Origin of the sequence: Corynebacterium sp. LK2537 (assembly GCF_040946485.1) — a bacterium.
Lineage (GTDB): Bacteria > Actinomycetota > Actinomycetes > Mycobacteriales > Mycobacteriaceae > Corynebacterium.
Genome location: NZ_JAYWLQ010000002.1, coordinates 111,466 through 126,625 on the forward strand (window position 1 = coordinate 111,466; position 15,160 = coordinate 126,625).

At 64.0% G+C, this 15,160-nt stretch carries 13 protein-coding genes and 1 tRNA gene; 11 read left to right on the forward strand and 3 right to left on the reverse strand.

Going from position 1 to position 15,160, the window contains the following annotated elements; all coding sequences use genetic code 11:
- Nucleotides 1-350: 350 nt before the first annotated feature.
- The gene (adhP, locus tag VVS03_RS03420) at nt 351-1,376 is read left to right on the forward strand and encodes an alcohol dehydrogenase AdhP (protein ID WP_368519538.1); all 1,026 of its coding nucleotides are present in this window, start codon (nt 351-353) and stop codon (nt 1,374-1,376) included.
- 123 nt (nt 1,377-1,499) lie between these two features.
- On the opposite strand, the gene VVS03_RS03425 is transcribed toward adhP, so the two are convergent.
- A complete protein-coding gene (locus VVS03_RS03425; RefSeq protein ID WP_409338321.1) occupies nt 1,500-2,999 on the reverse strand; it encodes an amino acid permease in 1,500 nt (499 codons plus the stop codon).
- A 69-nt stretch (nt 3,000-3,068) separates the two neighbouring features.
- On the opposite strand from VVS03_RS03425, the gene VVS03_RS03430 reads away from it, so the two are divergent.
- Nucleotides 3,069-3,680, forward strand: a complete 612-nt coding sequence (locus VVS03_RS03430; RefSeq protein WP_368519539.1) for a MazG nucleotide pyrophosphohydrolase domain-containing protein — start codon at nt 3,069-3,071, stop codon at nt 3,678-3,680.
- Between the two features lie 14 nt (nt 3,681-3,694).
- Here the strand turns inward: VVS03_RS03430 and VVS03_RS03435 are convergent, their stop codons facing one another.
- On the reverse strand, nt 3,695-4,117 hold the full coding sequence (locus VVS03_RS03435; protein WP_368519540.1) for a hypothetical protein: 423 nt from the start codon (nt 4,115-4,117) through the stop codon (nt 3,695-3,697).
- Nucleotides 4,118-4,350: 233 nt separating this feature from the next.
- Between VVS03_RS03435 and VVS03_RS03440 the strand changes: the two genes are divergently transcribed.
- From VVS03_RS03440 to VVS03_RS03470, 7 genes are all read left to right on the forward strand, one after another.
- Nucleotides 4,351-5,127 carry a lytic transglycosylase domain-containing protein gene (locus VVS03_RS03440; RefSeq protein ID WP_368519788.1) on the forward strand — a complete coding sequence of 259 codons (777 nt, stop codon included), beginning with the start codon at nt 4,351-4,353 and terminating at the stop codon, nt 5,125-5,127.
- A gap of 130 nt (nt 5,128-5,257) precedes the next feature.
- Nucleotides 5,258-6,535: a phosphopyruvate hydratase gene (gene eno, locus VVS03_RS03445; protein ID WP_368519541.1), complete on the forward strand. Its 1,278-nt coding sequence runs from the start codon at nt 5,258-5,260 to the stop codon at nt 6,533-6,535.
- Between the two features lie 169 nt (nt 6,536-6,704).
- Nucleotides 6,705-7,358, forward strand: coding sequence for a septum formation initiator family protein (locus tag VVS03_RS03450; protein WP_368519542.1), 654 nt, complete (start codon nt 6,705-6,707; stop codon nt 7,356-7,358).
- Between the two features lie 46 nt (nt 7,359-7,404).
- A complete protein-coding gene (locus VVS03_RS03455) occupies nt 7,405-7,950 on the forward strand; it encodes a DUF501 domain-containing protein (protein WP_368519543.1) in 546 nt (181 codons plus the stop codon).
- 62 nt (nt 7,951-8,012) lie between these two features.
- Nucleotides 8,013-8,984 (forward strand): exopolyphosphatase, encoded by a 972-nt coding sequence (locus VVS03_RS03460; protein ID WP_368519544.1) that lies wholly within the window; start codon nt 8,013-8,015, stop codon nt 8,982-8,984.
- 108 nt (nt 8,985-9,092) lie between these two features.
- Nucleotides 9,093-9,169, forward strand: a tRNA-Leu gene (locus tag VVS03_RS03465).
- A 332-nt stretch (nt 9,170-9,501) separates the two neighbouring features.
- Nucleotides 9,502-10,956 carry a DHA2 family efflux MFS transporter permease subunit gene (locus VVS03_RS03470; protein WP_368519545.1) on the forward strand — a complete coding sequence of 485 codons (1,455 nt, stop codon included), beginning with the start codon at nt 9,502-9,504 and terminating at the stop codon, nt 10,954-10,956.
- A 156-nt stretch (nt 10,957-11,112) separates the two neighbouring features.
- On the opposite strand, the gene VVS03_RS03475 is transcribed toward VVS03_RS03470, so the two are convergent.
- Nucleotides 11,113-12,681 carry an esterase-like activity of phytase family protein gene (locus VVS03_RS03475; protein ID WP_368519546.1) on the reverse strand — a complete coding sequence of 523 codons (1,569 nt, stop codon included), beginning with the start codon at nt 12,679-12,681 and terminating at the stop codon, nt 11,113-11,115.
- A gap of 333 nt (nt 12,682-13,014) precedes the next feature.
- Between VVS03_RS03475 and VVS03_RS03480 the strand changes: the two genes are divergently transcribed.
- Nucleotides 13,015-13,650: a hypothetical protein gene (locus VVS03_RS03480; protein ID WP_368519789.1), complete on the forward strand. Its 636-nt coding sequence runs from the start codon at nt 13,015-13,017 to the stop codon at nt 13,648-13,650.
- Between the two features lie 116 nt (nt 13,651-13,766).
- Nucleotides 13,767-14,561 carry a Bax inhibitor-1/YccA family protein gene (locus VVS03_RS03485; protein WP_368534113.1) on the forward strand — a complete coding sequence of 265 codons (795 nt, stop codon included), beginning with the start codon at nt 13,767-13,769 and terminating at the stop codon, nt 14,559-14,561.
- The last annotated feature ends 599 nt before the right edge of the window (nt 14,562-15,160 follow it).

A 15,160-nucleotide genomic window follows, 5' to 3' on the forward strand; every position in this document is an offset into this window, starting at 1 on the left:
GCGGGGGGGTAAGTTTTTCCCTTAATGAAAATTGGCACCATGAGCAGGGCGTGCAGTAGATCACTTTAAGTCATTAATAGTGTTATCGGGCATAACATTGGGTAAAATTGGGCTCGGCCCTGGTTCGCCTCAGGAACTACTTGGGTGGGTCCACACCACGCGGTGTTAACACTGTTCTTCGCAGGTTTCGCACGTGGGGTAGGGCCCTAGCGTGGCCCCTTCGCCACTTCTACGCTGCTGGTTAAGGCACTTGCGCCGGTACGTATGACATCCAGTCGAAGATGCCACGGGTTGACTAGTTCAAGTGGACTGCCTGGGGCAGTGAGCAACGTAGAAAGGAACCAACCGCCATGTCAGATCAATTCCGCGCCGCGGTGGTCGAAGAATTCGGCCCACGGCTTAACCTCGAAGACGTTGACCTGCCGGAGCCCGGCCGCAACCAAGCGCTGGTCAAGAACATCGCCTCGGGCATCTGCCACACCGACGTCCACGCCGCCGGCGGCGACTGGCCCGTCAAGCCGGAGCCGCCCTTCGTGCCTGGACACGAGGGCGTCGGCGAGGTCGTCAAGCTGGGGCCGGGCGAGCACGACGTCAAGGTAGGCGACATCGTGGGCAACGTGTGGCTCTGGTCCGCGTGTGGCACCTGCGAGTACTGCCGTACCGGCCGGGAAACCCTGTGTAACGAGGCCGAATACGGCGGCTACACCGTGGATGGCTCGTTTGGCCAGTACATGCTGGTCGACACCCGCTACTGCGCGCGCATCCCGGAAGGCGCCGATCCCATCGAGGTAGCCCCCATCCTGTGCGCCGGCGTGACGGTCTACAAGGGCCTCAAGGAGGCTGAGACCAAGCCGGGTCAGTTCATGGTGATTTCCGGAATCGGCGGCCTCGGCCACGTGGCCGTGCAGTACGCCGTGGCCATGGGCATGCGCGTTATCGCGGTGGACATCGCGGACGACAAGCTCGAGCTCGCCAAGAAGCACGGCGCCGAGTTCGCGGTCAACGCCAAGGACCAGGATCCGGCTCAGGCCGTGGAGGAATACACCCAGGGCGGCGCCCACGGCGTGCTCGTGACCGCGGTCCACCCGCAGGCCTTCGGTCAGGCCATCGGCATGGCGCGCAAGGGCGGCACCATCGTCTTCAACGGCCTTCCCCCGGGAGACTTCCCGGCGCCGATCTTCGACATCGTCTTCAAGGGCCTGACCATCCGCGGATCCTTGGTCGGTACGCGTCAGGACCTGGAAGAGGCGCTGGACTTCTACGCCCGCGGCAAGATCAAGCCGACCGTCACCGAGGTCAAGCTGGATGACGTCAACGACGTCTTCGACGGCCTCATCAACGGCGGCGTGGACGGTCGACGCGTCATCCGCTACTAGCCGCGCGCCCCTGCGCTAGCTGCTAGCTAGCCCGCGAAAGCCCAGCGAAAAGCCCGGTTGCTGCGTTGAGAGCAACCGGGCTTTGCCGCGTGCCTGGGCCGTGTGGTCTTTAAAGTAGTGCTGCTAGCGGAGGGTGAGCGAGCCGGTGCTCAGCCCCCAGATGGCAACGGCGGCGCCGATGGTCACGACGACGACCACGCCCCACTCGAAGGCGTTGAAGACGCGCTCGCGCTTGTACAGGCGGGTGCCGACGTAGGGGATCATGCCCGGGATGACCGCCAGGGCTCCTAAGAGCACGTAGACGGGATCGGCGGCGTAGATGAGCCAGACCGAGTAGATGAAGGCGACCAGCGCGATGGCGAAGTGGCGGTGGTTGTCCCGGCGGCCGACCTCGGGCCCGGAGATATCGAAACGCACCCCGGCGTGCGGGTGGTTCAGGCCCTTGCCGCGCACCGTGAGCAAGAGCAGATAGAACGCGGAGAAGATATAGGGCAGCAGGTACATGATGGTCGCCAGCTGCACCATGGCGTTGTAGGAGGTCTCGTTCAGGTAGAAGATGATGATGAAGACCTGGATGACCGAGGTGGAAATCAGCTGCGCGGCCCAGGGGGCGCCGGCTACGTTGACGGTGCCAATGCGGCGGGGGATGAGGCCATCGATAGCCATCATCACGATGGGCTCAGCGCACAGCATCTGCCAGGAGACATAAGCGCCCAGCACGGACAGGCACAGGCCTAGGGAGATGAGCGCGCCGCCCCACGGGCCGACCACGGCGGTAAGAACCGAGGCCATGGAGTTGTCCGGCAGCGCGGCGAGCTCTTCCTGGCTCAGCACGCCGAAAGATAGCGTGGATACGGACACCAGCAGGGCGAGGACGGAGAAGAAGCCGACGACCGTCGCGCGGCCGACGTCGCCGCGGGTGCGGGCCTGCTTGGAGTAGACGGACGCGCCCTCCACGCCGATGAAGACCCAGACGGTAAACAGCATGATGCCCTGGACCTGCTCGAACAGGCTGGCTTCGGAGGCCCGGCCCCAGAAGTCGAAGGTGAACTTGTCCCAGCTGAACCCGAGGAAGGCGACCAGGACGATGAAGGCCAGGATGGGGACCAGCTTGGCCACGGTGGTTACCAGGTTCATGAAGGCAGCCTGCTGGATGCCGCGGGCTAGCACGGCGAAGATGAGCCACGTCATGGCCGAAACGGCCAGGGCGGAGGTCCACTGGTGGTCCGCGTTGAAGAACGGGATGTAGTGGCCGACAGTGTTGAAGAAGAGGGTGGCGTAGCCGACCTGCGCCATGACAGAGCCGAGCCAGTAGCCCCAGCCGGAGGTGAAGCCGATGAAATCGCCCAGGCCGGCGCGCACGTAGGAATACACCCCGGAGTCGAGGTTGGGCTTGCGGTGCGCCAGGATTTGGAAGACGAAGGCGACTGACAGCATGCCGACGCCGGCGATGAGCCAGCCGATGAGCATGGCGCCCGGGCCGGCCACGGAGGCGATGTTTTGCGGCAGGGAGAAGATGCCCGCGCCCACCGTGGAGCCGATAATGAGCGCTACCAGCGTCCATAGCGTCACGGAGTGGGAGCGGCCCGTCGCTGCCACCACCGGGGAATCTTGATTAGTCACCCGTTAAAACTATCGTGTATACCGCCCGCAAGGGAATTCAGCGAAGACGACCCCCTATACTCGGGGTCTATGACTGTCCTGCTGCTCGATGAACGTTGGCCCACCCTGATCCCCATGCAGGCGCACGGCCGGCTTGCCGGCCCGGTGTCTTTCACCAGCGAAGTTCCCGTGAAGGTGCGGTGGAATTTCTCCGATCTGGTAACCGGGGAAACGCCCGAGGGCCTGCTGGTGACCACCGACGACAACGACCCGGAGGCCCGACGCCGGATTGCGGCGGGCGAGGCGGTCATCGAGGCGGAGTCGCGGCAGGACCCGGTCGGCCAGGCGCAGCGCGTGATGACGCGGGCGTTGCACATCGGGGAGTGGGAGCGGGCGCAAACGCACACCAGCCTGCTGCCGTATCTGGAGGAAGAATCCGCCGAATTCGCCGAGGCGGTGCGCTCCGGCGCCGCGGAAGCAGAGCTCTGCGCCGAGCTAGGCGACGTCTTCCTGCAGGTGCTCTTCCATGCCGAGATCGCCAGCCGCCGGGGTGCTTTCGAATTCGCGGACGTGGCGGCCAGCTTCGTGAACAAGATGCGCCAGCGCAGCCCCTACCTCTTCGACGGCACACGCACGGTCGTGCCGAGCGAAGAGCAGGAGCGTCTCTGGCGGGAGGGCAAGGCGCGCAGCCGTCGCTCCTAGCTGCTCAGTTCTACCTAGGCGCCCTGGCGCAGGGTAGAGGACAGCAGCGGGAGGTAGTCGCCCAGCTGGGAGGACAGGCCGGTGCCGCCGGTGAGCAGGGTGTCCTGCTTAACGATGCCGCACTCCAGGGCGCGGTCGGCGGTCTCGCCGGCGAACTTGGTGGCGGCCAGCTGAATGGGCGAGAAGGTCTGGCCGTTGGGGTTGAGCTCGCGCAGGTTGCGCGAGAGCTGGTTGCGGGTGGTCTCCGGGGTTAGCAGCTCGCCGGAGGTGGTGGCATCGATAGCGTGCAGGGTGGTGCGCAGGGTGTTGCAGTCGGCGCCCTTGATGAGCTGGGAGCCCAGATCCAGGATGGACGGGGCGGCCTGGGCCGCCGGGGCCAGGGCCAGGGTCAAAGCGGTAGCTGCCGCGGTCGCAGCGGCGGTAAGGCGAGAACGCATGAGAAAAGTCCTTTGGGGTGAGAAGAGAGGTTAAGGAAAAGGCCGGGGCCCGGCAGCTGGCCGGGTAGAGCCCAGATAGAACATAGCCGAGAAGTTGTTACAAAAGTTAAAAGAGTGACAAATGTTGCAAATTTGTGACCCTTTCCGCCGGTCGCGGCGCCCTCATGTCGCAGTTCGCCCCGGGCGATAGCAGGCCGGTAGGATATGACCTCGTGACTCAACGGACGGGCAAGATGGCACTGAGGGGATGCGGCTGCGCCGCGGTCCTCGCCATCGTGCTGATCGTCGCGCTGGTGGGCTGGTCACTGTCCTTTTTGGGGGCGCCCTCGCCCGTACGCAAGCTCGACCCAGTGCCGGACAACGTTCCGCCGCAATCCCCGGCAGAAGTCGCCGACATCAACGTCCACGCCCCAGGGCGCACCGCGGACAAGTTGACCTACTGGGCCCAGGATCTGTCCGAGCAGACTGGGATCCCCGCCCAGGCGCTGCGCGCCTACGGCAACGCAGAGCTTATCGCCCGGGATTCCTGGCCGGGCTGTAACTTGCGCTGGAACACGCTGGCCGGCATCGGCTACGTGGAGACCCGGCACGGCACCTACTCGGGCAACTGGTTCAAACCGTCCTCGCTGGATAGCAACGGCTACCCGCAGCCGCCCATCGTCGGCATCAGCCTGGACGGGACCAACAACACGGCCGAAATCCCGGACACGGACAACGGCGAATTTGACGGCGATACCGAGTACGACCGGGCCGTCGGCCCCATGCAGTTCATCCCCGAGTCCTGGAAGCGCGTCGGGGTGGACGCCAACGGGGACGGACACCCGGACCCGAACCAGATCGACGACGCCGCGGCCGGGGCGGCGAAATTGTTGTGCTTGGACGGACGTGACCTTTCGCACGAACAGGGGTGGGTCGCTGGTGTGCTCGCCTACAACCAATCGGGGGAATACGTGCGGAAAGTCGCCGCTGCGGCCAATTCTTATGCCATTGGCCAACCGGCTACCAGCTAAGGCCAGCCCGGCACAGAAAGCGAATATGGCCACGCCGCGGGCAAGTTTTCGGTAAAAATGGAAGCTAGGTAGGCGTCCCATGTTTTCGGGGCGCGCCCACATCTAACCTCTAGAGGAGTGAATTTCTAGCATGGCCGATATCCTGCACGTATTCGCACGCGAAATCCTGGATTCCCGCGGCAACCCGACCGTGGAGGCGGAAGTTTTCCTGGATGACGGTGCCCACGGGCTCGCCGGCGTCCCGTCCGGTGCTTCCACCGGTGTCCACGAGGCCCACGAGCTGCGTGACGGCGACGACCGTTACCTGGGCAAGGGCGTGACCAAGGCGGTCGAGAACGTCAACGAGGAGATCGCTGATGAGCTGGCCGGCTTCGTGGCCGATGACCAGCGCCTGATCGACCAGGCCATGATTGACTTGGACGGCACCGAGAACAAGTCCCGCCTGGGCGCGAACGCCATCCTGGGCGTGTCGATCGCCGCCGCCAAGGCTGCCGCCGAGTCCGCCGCGCTGCCGCTGTACCGCTACGTCGGCGGCCCGAACGCGCACATCCTGCCGGTGCCGATGATGAACATCCTCAACGGCGGCGCCCACGCTGACTCCGGCGTGGACGTCCAGGAATTCATGATCGCCCCGCTGGACTTCGACTCCTTCGCCGAGGCCCTGCGCGCCGGCGCCGAGGTCTACCACGCCCTCAAGTCCGTGCTCAAGGACAAGGGCCTGTCCGCCGGTCTGGGCGACGAGGGCGGCTTCGCCCCGTCCGTCGGCTCCACCAAGGAGGCGCTCGACGTCATCGTGGAGGCCATCGAGAAGGCCGGCTTCACCCCGGGCAAGGACATCGCCCTGGCCCTCGACGTTGCCTCCTCCGAGTTCTACCAGGACGGCAAGTACCACTTCGAGGGTGGCGAGCACACCGCGGAGGAGATGTCCAAGGTCTACGAGGAGCTCATTGACGCTTACCCGATCGTCTCCATCGAGGATCCGCTGCAGGAAGACGACTGGGAGGGCTACACCGCCCTGACCGCCGCCATCGGCGAGAAGGTCCAGATTGTCGGCGACGACTTCTTCGTCACCAACCCGGCCCGCCTGCAGGAGGGCATCGACAAGAAGGCCGCCAACGCCCTGCTGGTCAAGGTCAACCAGATCGGCACCCTGACCGAGACCTTCGACGCCGTGGACCTGGCTCACCGCAACGGCTACCGCACCATGATGTCCCACCGCTCCGGCGAGACCGAGGACACCACCATCGCCGACCTGGCCGTCGCCCTGGGCTGCGGCCAGATCAAGACCGGTGCCCCGGCTCGCTCCGAGCGCGTGGCGAAGTACAACCAGCTGCTGCGCATTGAGCAGGAGCTGGGCGAGGCCGCCGTCTACGCCGGCCGCTCCGCCTTCCCGCGCTTCAACGGCTAAGCGCAGCTAAATTTTAAGTAACGGCCCCGGGTATTCCCCGGGGCCGTTACTCGTCTTGGGGCTTCGCCAGGCTCTGTGGGCGTGGTCTTAAACTGCGCCCCTTTTTTAACACTCGCCCCGCCGCGCCGCCGCTGCGCGATGGGGCGGTCACGCTAGGATAGTGGCCTATATGGCACGCGAGAAGAAAACCCCCAGCAAGCGGCGCACCACCGTACCGGTAGCGTCGCGCTCTGCGGGGCGCTCCGGCCGGTCCACCGCGCGCCCGCGGCCCAAGGCAAACCGGAAGCCGGACCGCCTCGACGTCGCCGGCTTTACCGTCATCGTCGCCGTGCTGGTGGTGGTGCTGGCCGCCATCGCCGTGCCGCTGCGCAACTTCTATCAGGGACGCTCCGAAATCGCGCGGCTGAACGAGTCCATCGCCGCGAAGGAAGCCGAAAAGGCGCAGCTGCAGGAAGAGATCGACCACTACCAGGACGAGGACTTCGTCAAGCAGGAAGCCCGCCGGCGCCTGGGAGTCATCGAACCGGGGGAGACCGCCTACCGAATCCTGGACCCGCAGATGAGCCCGGATCACTCGGTGACTACCGGCAAGGACGCCGTGGAAGAGGATCAGCCGTGGTACGCGGTGCTGTGGGACTCGCTCTCCGAGGGCGAAGAGCCGCGTTCGGTGGTTTCCGGTGGGCCGAAGGACACGGGAGCTAACCAGGACGAGACCTCCGAGGGGCCGGTCTCCTCGGCCGTGGAGGAGGCCATCGAGGAATCCCACAACTCCCCGGAGCAGCCGGATCCCGTGGACCAAGGCGCGGATTACGCGCCGCAGTAGCGCCCCGCGCTCACGCCGGTGGGGTGTTCGTGAGACAATAGCGTCTATGACCGTGACAGATAAGGACCTCGCCACCGTCGGCCAGCAACTGGGCCGTACTCCGCGGGGTGTGCTGGAAGTTTCCTACTACACCCCGGACGGCCAACCCGCCGTCATCAAGACCGCCCCCAAGCTGGAGGACGGTACCCCGTTTCCCACGCTGTACTACCTGACGGATCCCCGCCTGACCGCGGAGGCCTCCCGCCTCGAGGTCGCCCACGTCATGAAGTGGATGGAAGCGCGACTGGCTGACGATGCCGACTTGGCTTGCGACTACCGCGCCGCCCACGAGCACTACCTGGCCGAGCGCAACAAGATTGCCGACCTGGGCACTGATTTCTCCGGCGGCGGGATGCCCGACCGGGTCAAGTGCCTGCACGTTCTGATCGCCTACGCGCTGGCCGAAGGCCCCCAGCACTTCCGCCTGGGTACGGAGGCAGTGGCGCTGGCCGCCGAGCACGGCGAACTGCGCGGCAGCGCCATCCCGGCTGACTGGCCGAGCGTGGCCGACCTGGGCATCGATATGGAACAGTTCGACTTCTCCAATACCTAAAACTGGCCCATAACCTCCTCGTTTACCCGCTCGAACAACTCGCCTAAGGACACGACACCAGCATGACTCGCGTAGCAGCAATCGACTGCGGCACCAACTCCATCCGCCTGCTTATCTCCGATGTGCAGCCCGGCGGCAAAGTCAAGGATGTAACCCGGACTATGGAAATCATCCGCCTGGGCAAAGGCGTGGACGCGACCGGGGAAATCTCCCAGGAGGCTTTGGGCCGCGCCCGCAACGCGCTCGAGCAATTCGTCCAACAGATGAAATTCGAGCAGGTCAAGAAAGTGCGGATGGTCGCCACCTCGGCGACGCGCGATGCGAAGAACCAGCAGGAATTTTTCGACCTGACCGCGGAGCTCCTCGGCGAGATCGAACCCGGAGCCTGCGCGGAGGTCATCACCGGGGAAGAGGAGGCGCGGCTGTCCTTCAACGGCGCGGTTAGCGACTTGGCTCCGGAGCGCGCCCCGTTCTGTGTGATCGACTTGGGCGGCGGCTCCACGGAGTTCATCGTCGGCGATGAGGACGGCACCATCGACAGCTCGCACTCGGCACAGATGGGCTGCGTGCGCATCACCGAGCGCATCATGCCCTCCGACCCGCCCTCGGAGACCGAGATCGAAATCGCCAAGGACTTCGTCGCGGACAAGATGGAGGAAGTCTCCCGGCTCGTCAACGTCGATAAGGCCCAGACCTTCGTGGGCTGCGCAGGCACGTTTACCACCCTGTCGGCGCTGGCCCAGGGGCTGGAGCGCTACGACGCCGATGCGATCCACGGCACCGAGCTGCGCTTCGACGCCCTCCGCGTGCTTTTGGACCAGCTCATGCACACCCCGGCCGATGAGCGCGCTCTGAACCCGGTGATTCACCCGGGCCGTGCCGACGTCATCGGCGGCGGCTCAGTGGCGGTCGAGGGGATCATGAACCTCATCGAGGAGCACAACGATGCCCGCTCCTTCGTCGTCTCCGAAAAAGACATCCTCGACGGCATCATCGCTGGCCTGGTCGCCGGCATGGATACCTCAGACAGCTAGCCCTTCGCAACGGAGCCTAGGCAACGGGACTCAAGCAACCAGCCACGGGGACCGAGACCCGGTTTCCATCCCGGCCCTGTTGTGAATTAGACTCAATAGGGTTGCACAGCCCCTATAGCCCAATCGGCAGAGGCAGTTGACTTAAAATCAATTCAGTGTGGGTTCGAGTCCCACTGGGGGCACCACTACCAGCGGAAACACTCCGCCGGCACCACGGGAACCGCGCTTTCCGGCTCTAAAGTGTCCAAAAAGTGTCGAAAAATTGCGCAATTTTGATGGGGTAGCAGCCCTTCGCGCCCCTAGCCGAGCCAATCGCAAGAACCGGGGCTCCGCCTGTGGCGGGTGCCCCTGCGCGATAAAAGTTCCGCAGGTCGCAGAGCCGTTGCTCCCGCCAACTGGTTTTTCAAGTTGACAGCGCCGCAAATGTCCAGCATTGTTGACTTATCACGATTATGCCGCCCGCCCCTTGTCAGGGGCGTGCGGCCCTTTTTAATTTGTTTTTCCAGGAGGTTGCCGGATGGCCAGGCCCGATCCGCGTTCCCGCTCCCTGTCAGGGGAGACCACGCTCATTATTTCGGTGCTCGCACTGACCACATTTGTGATGCTGCTGAATGAGACCGCCCTGTCGGTGGCCCTGCCGTCCATCATGACGGAATTCGACGTCACCTCCGCGGTCGCGCAATGGCTGCTGACTGGCGTGCTGTTGACCATGGCCATCATGATGCCGATGACCGGGTGGATCCTGGATCGCTTTACGACGCGTTCGGTGTACTTCTTTGCGGTCGGTGCCTTCCTTATTGGTTCTGTCGTCGCGGCCTTCTCTCCGACGTTCGTGATTCTGCTGGGCGGCCGTGTCCTGCAGGCCGTGGGTACCGCTATCCTCCTGCCGTTGCAGATGACCGTCGTGATGACCGTGGTTCCGCCGAAAGTGCGCGGTACCGTCATGGGCGTTATTGCGATCGTCATGGCAGTCGGCCCGGCCCTGGGACCGACGTTCGCCGGTGCCGTGATGTCCGTATCCACCTGGCACACCACGTTCTGGATCATGGCCGCCCTCGTCGCCGTCGCCGCGGCCTTTGCGGCCTGGAAGCTGCGTAACGTAAGCGAGCTCAAGCGCGCCCCGCTCGACGTCGTGTCCGTGGTGCTTTCCGCCATTGCCTTCGGCGGGCTGGTCTACGGCCTGTCCTCGGTGGGCGTGCTCATCGACGGCGGCGACGGTGCGGGCGTCGTCATCGGTGTGTCCATCGCCGGCGTTATCGGCCTGGCACTGTTTATCTGGCGCCAGCTCGCCCTGGCTCCGAGCGGCCGCGCCCTGCTGGACCTGACCCCGCTGACGGTCAAAAACTTCGTCGTGGCCATCATCGTCATCGTGCTCTTCCAGGCCGCGATGCTGGGCATGGCCAACACTCTGCCGCTCTACCTCCAGGGCGCGCTGCTGACCACCGCGCTGGTCGCCGGCCTGGCCTCCTTGCCGGGCGGCCTGGTGGAGACGGTGCTTTCTCCTATTGCCGGCGCCTTCTACGACCGCGTCGGGCCCCGCCCGCTGGTCGTCCCCGGCACCCTGATCGGCGCGGCCGCGCTGCTGTGGATGGGCACGGTCAGTGAGGAATCCCCGGTCTGGCTGCTGGTGGTGCAGTACACGATCTTTGGCGTCGCCATGGCGCTGTCCCTGACCCCGCTCATCACCACGGCGTTGTCTTCTCTGCCGTCCGAAATCTACTCGCACGGTTCCGCCATCCTCAACACCCTGCTCCAGCTGGCTGGCGCGGCCGGTATCGCTGTGATGATTGCCATCATCGGCCACGTCGCCGGTGCCGGGGGAGGCACCCGTGCCGCCCAGGGCGACGGCGCGGCCACCGCCTTCATGGTCTGTGGCGGCCTGCTAGTAGTCGCTGTTATCGCCGCGCTGTTCCTGCGCAAGCCCGAGGACCACGGTGAGGTCAAGACGGTGGATAGCGCTGAGCCGGCCTAAAAACCGCGGCTAGCAAGACCCAAAAACAATGCTGAGGCCTTAAGAGGCAGATGCAGCAGGCGTTGCTGAATACGGAAAAGACCAGCCAATAGGCTGGTCTTTAGTTTGCTTAAACCCACTAGCTCCCGGCCGGAAGCCGGGGCGGACTAGAGCGGACTAGCTCAGGAACTGGCGAACCTGGGCAGGCAGCAGGTCGAGCAGCTGCTGCGGCAGAGCCTTGGAGAAGGCCATGGCGCCGCCCACGACCGCGATGATGCCGACCACGGCTGCGAGGATCCCGCCGACGCTAGAACCGCTCAGGGAAGAAAGGGAGGATGCCGAAGAGGCGGAGGAGGTAGAGGAGCCGGAGGACTGAGACGGCTGCTCGTCGTCCTGGCCCTGGTCGCCCTCGCAATCGGTGGTGCGGGTGTTTTCCGCAGCCCGGAAAGGAATACCTTCGGTCACGCCGTCATCGGCCCAGAGGAAGACGGTGGTTTCCTCCTGCTTGCCGTCGGTGCACTCGCCGGCAAAGGTGTGGGTGGCGAAGCCCTCGTTGGCTACATTGTCCATCTCGGTCGGACGGGCCTGGACCTCGGAGGCTGCCTTCCACTCGCCGTCAGCCTGGGTCAGCTCGATGGACGCGCCTTCGCAGACCTCGTCGCACAGGGCGCGCAGGACGCCGGATTCGGCGTCGTAGTCCAGCGCCATGACGCCTTCGAAGGGGGACTCGTAGCGCTGCTTGAGAACCGGGGCGTCGCCGGACAGGTCGACGAAGAGGACCTCGCCGTTAGCCTCGACACCGACCGCGAACTCGCCGCCGCCCAGAGCAGAAATGGCTTCCAGGCCGGAGTTGGCGCCGATTTCGCCGGTGAACTCGGACAGGTTCCATTCCTGCTCGGCGGCCAGGTCCCCGCCCTCGCTGGTCGGCGCAGCGAAGTGGAGTACGGACGGGCGGGAGACATTGTTGGATGCGTTGTCGCACTCGGTGGCGACGTAGAGGGAGCCGTCCTCGGCAACGGTAATGCCCTCGGTATCCGGCAGGCCGCTGCCGTCCGGGTACTTGAGGTTCCACTGACCGGCGACGGTGTAGCTGCCGCTGTCAACGTCGTAGTCGAGCGCCAGCAGGCCGCCCTCGTCGTTGTTGACAACCCAGGCGCGCCCGTCGGCGTCGAAGTCGATGCCGGAGAAGTCTTCGATAGCAAACTCCTCGCCGAGATCAACGTCCTTGATGGTCTGCGGGTCGAAGGGCCACTCCGTATCCGCAACCGGCTCGGTCTCGCCCTCGGCGATATTGGTGGCATCGCGGGTCGGCTCGCCGGTCACGGCGAATTCGCCAGTCATGTCCGGAACGCGGCCCCAGGTGGTGGCAGCGTGGCCTTCCCAGGTGGTCTCCTCGACGAGCTGGCTTTCGGCGTCAAAGAGGTGAACCGAGTCGTTGCCGCCTAGGCCAAAGCCGTCGTCTTCCAGGTCCGTGTAGAAGCTGAAGTAGCCGCCGGATTCAATCTCGGTGCCTTCCGGGAAGACGATTGGGGTGTGGTCGTCATCGTCATCCAGGATTGACCAGCCGCTGATGTCTACCGAGTTCACCTCGTCGATGTTGGCTAGCTCAACCCAGTCACCGACTGGGTCGCCGTTGGACTCCACCTCGTTGATAACGACAGGGGACTCGGAGTCTCCTGCGCCAGGGCGGTGGGGACGGACAGAGCACTGAAGGTCATCGTGGCGGCGACGGTAGCCGGTAGCCAACGACGGCGGGAAACTGCAGACATGGGCAGGGTTCCTTGCTTATAGGGACAGAGAGAAAAGAGCAGACAACACCTTAAGTGCCAGTGGTAGCCGGGGCCCGACAACGAGGTAAACACTAGGCAAACGCTGAGTTTGTAGCCCCAAAATTGGATACAGGCACGCCTCAGTAACTGCTTGGTTAGCTATCTGGAACTGCTCTGGGGCCTACACGCATTCGCCCGGGGGACGACATCGAAGATTAGGGACTCGCTTTAGACATGCGCGCGATGGTGACCCGGCGACGGCCCCAACGGTCCCGACATTCTGGACGAAAGCGGCGTCGAGCGCCGTGACCTGACCACCTCCGTCGCTGGCAACGGCTCGGTCGACGGCGTGCCGATGACGCTGACGATGAACCTCATCGACATCACCAACGACAACCAGCCGCTGGCCGGCGCCGCAGTCTACGTCTGGCACTGTAACGGTGCGGGGGAGTACTCCATGTATTCCGATGGCGTGACGGATCAAACCTGGCTGCGTGGCGTCCAGGTCACTGACGATGCCGGTACCGTGACCTTCGATTCCATCGTCCCGGGCTGCTATAGCGGGCGCTGGCCGCACATCCACTTCGAGGTATTCACCAGCATTGATGAGATCACTGATGCTTCTAACTCCGTGCTGACCTCGCAGATTGTCGTGCCGGAAGAGGTCGCGCGTGCCCGTTACGACGACGATACCTATGCGGGCTCGCTCGACAACTCCAACAAGATAACCCTGGAAACCGACAACGTATTCTCCGACGGCTGGGACGCGCAGACCCCTGCGGTATCTGGCTCGAGGTCGGCCGGTTATCGGCTGGAGATCGATGTGCCCGTCGATGCCACCGACAAGGCCACCGGTGGCGGGCAAACGCCTGCCGCGGGCGGTGGCCCGGGCCAAGGCGGCCCCGGCGAAGGTGGCGGCACACCCCCGGAGCCACCGAGCAACTAGAATTTTGGGTATAAGTCAACAGAGTGGGAACTTTCTGGAAACGCGACGCGTTGATCCTAGTGACCAGACCCTAGACTCCTAGACATATTCCCAAAAGGAAAGGAAGCGGGATTCCCTTGCGCAGTAACAACCCGGTAATGAACACGCTTGCCACTTCGGAGCAACAATCTTCGAATGGCTACAACGACCTGCAGGCTTACGGCCAGGCTCCTGAGCGCCCGATGACTGTCGATGACGTCGTCACCAAGACGGGTATCACGCTCGGCGTCATTATCGCCTTGGCAGTCGTCAACTTCGGAATCGCCGTGGTTACCGGTGATGCCTCGCTGTCGATGATCCTGACGCTGGTCGGCGGCATCGGCGGTTTCATCACCGTTCTGGTCGCCACCTTCGGCAAGAAGTGGGACTCCGCAATCGTCACCCTTATCTACGCTGCTTTTGAGGGCCTGTTCATCGGCGGGTTCTCCCTGCTGATTTCCGGCTACTTCACCGTGGGCGGCTCCGACGCCGGCGCCCTCATCGGCCAGGCCATCCTGGGCACCGTCGGCGTCTTCCTGGGCATGCTCTTCGTTTACAAGACCGGCGCGGTCAAGGTCACCCCGCGTTTCCGCAAGATTGTCTCCGGCGCCATCATCGGCGTCTTCGTGCTGGTCATCGGTAACCTGCTGCTGGCGCTGTTCACCGGCAACAACCCGCTGCGCGACGGCGGCACCCTGGCGATCATCTTCTCCATCGTCTGCATCGTCCTGGCTGCCCTGTCCTTCATGAACGACTTCGACCTGGCCGACCGCCTCATCCGCGCAAACGCACCGGCGTCGCACGCCTGGGGCGTGGCCCTCGGCCTGGCCGTCACCCTGGTCTGGCTCTACACCGAGATTCTGCGCCTGCTGAGCTACTTCCAGAACCGCTAGCTTGCACCACGCTTTCTGCCTACCGCCTTTCCCCGTTTGGGGAGGGGCGGTTTTGTGTTTCCGGCAACCCCGCGGTTTGGCCGGTTTTACCGGTTCTGCGGCTCAGGTGCGCCCTTCGCGGTCACGGGCTGGCAACAGGTGCGCTGCTCGCGCTTCTCGGTGAGCGCGAAGGGTTCATTGGGCATCGCCGTTATTGCACGCGATTAGTGGCTGAGTGCTGGACATGGCAGGACATGTCAGTCAAGCTGTTGTGATAAACCTACAGGCACTAGACAGGTTGGCTTTGGTAGCCCATGTGTTGAGACCCCATGAGCTGCGAAAGAAGCGCAGAATTCCCCGCAGGCTTATGACATCTATGTAATTCCGGGTACACCCGTTTCTTCAAGCGCCAGTTGGTTTGAACATGGAGTGGCTCACTTTCATGCAGTTTTCAAACCGCAAATGGCCTGCACCTACGCTGTCAACTTTCTGTAAAAGGACTAGCGCGCAGACACCAGCTGAAACCGGCCGCAGAAAAAAGTTTGACGGCTCGGGAAGACAAAATTTCGATGTTCATGCAAACTGGGTACCGAGGCCGCCGCTAAGGGGCACGAGGGAGA

Coding starts and splice junctions, on each gene's coding strand:
- adhP (WP_368519538.1), top strand. CDS start 351: ATGTCAGATCAATTCCGCGCCGCGGTGGTCGAAGAATTCGGCCCACGG.
- VVS03_RS03430 (WP_368519539.1), top strand. CDS start 3,069: ATGACTGTCCTGCTGCTCGATGAACGTTGGCCCACCCTGATCCCCATG.
- VVS03_RS03435 (WP_368519540.1), bottom strand. CDS start 4,117: ATGCGTTCTCGCCTTACCGCCGCTGCGACCGCGGCAGCTACCGCTTTG.
- VVS03_RS03440 (WP_368519788.1), top strand. CDS start 4,351: ATGGCACTGAGGGGATGCGGCTGCGCCGCGGTCCTCGCCATCGTGCTG.
- eno (WP_368519541.1), top strand. CDS start 5,258: ATGGCCGATATCCTGCACGTATTCGCACGCGAAATCCTGGATTCCCGC.
- VVS03_RS03450 (WP_368519542.1), top strand. CDS start 6,705: ATGGCACGCGAGAAGAAAACCCCCAGCAAGCGGCGCACCACCGTACCG.
- VVS03_RS03455 (WP_368519543.1), top strand. CDS start 7,405: ATGACCGTGACAGATAAGGACCTCGCCACCGTCGGCCAGCAACTGGGC.
- VVS03_RS03460 (WP_368519544.1), top strand. CDS start 8,013: ATGACTCGCGTAGCAGCAATCGACTGCGGCACCAACTCCATCCGCCTG.
- VVS03_RS03470 (WP_368519545.1), top strand. CDS start 9,502: ATGGCCAGGCCCGATCCGCGTTCCCGCTCCCTGTCAGGGGAGACCACG.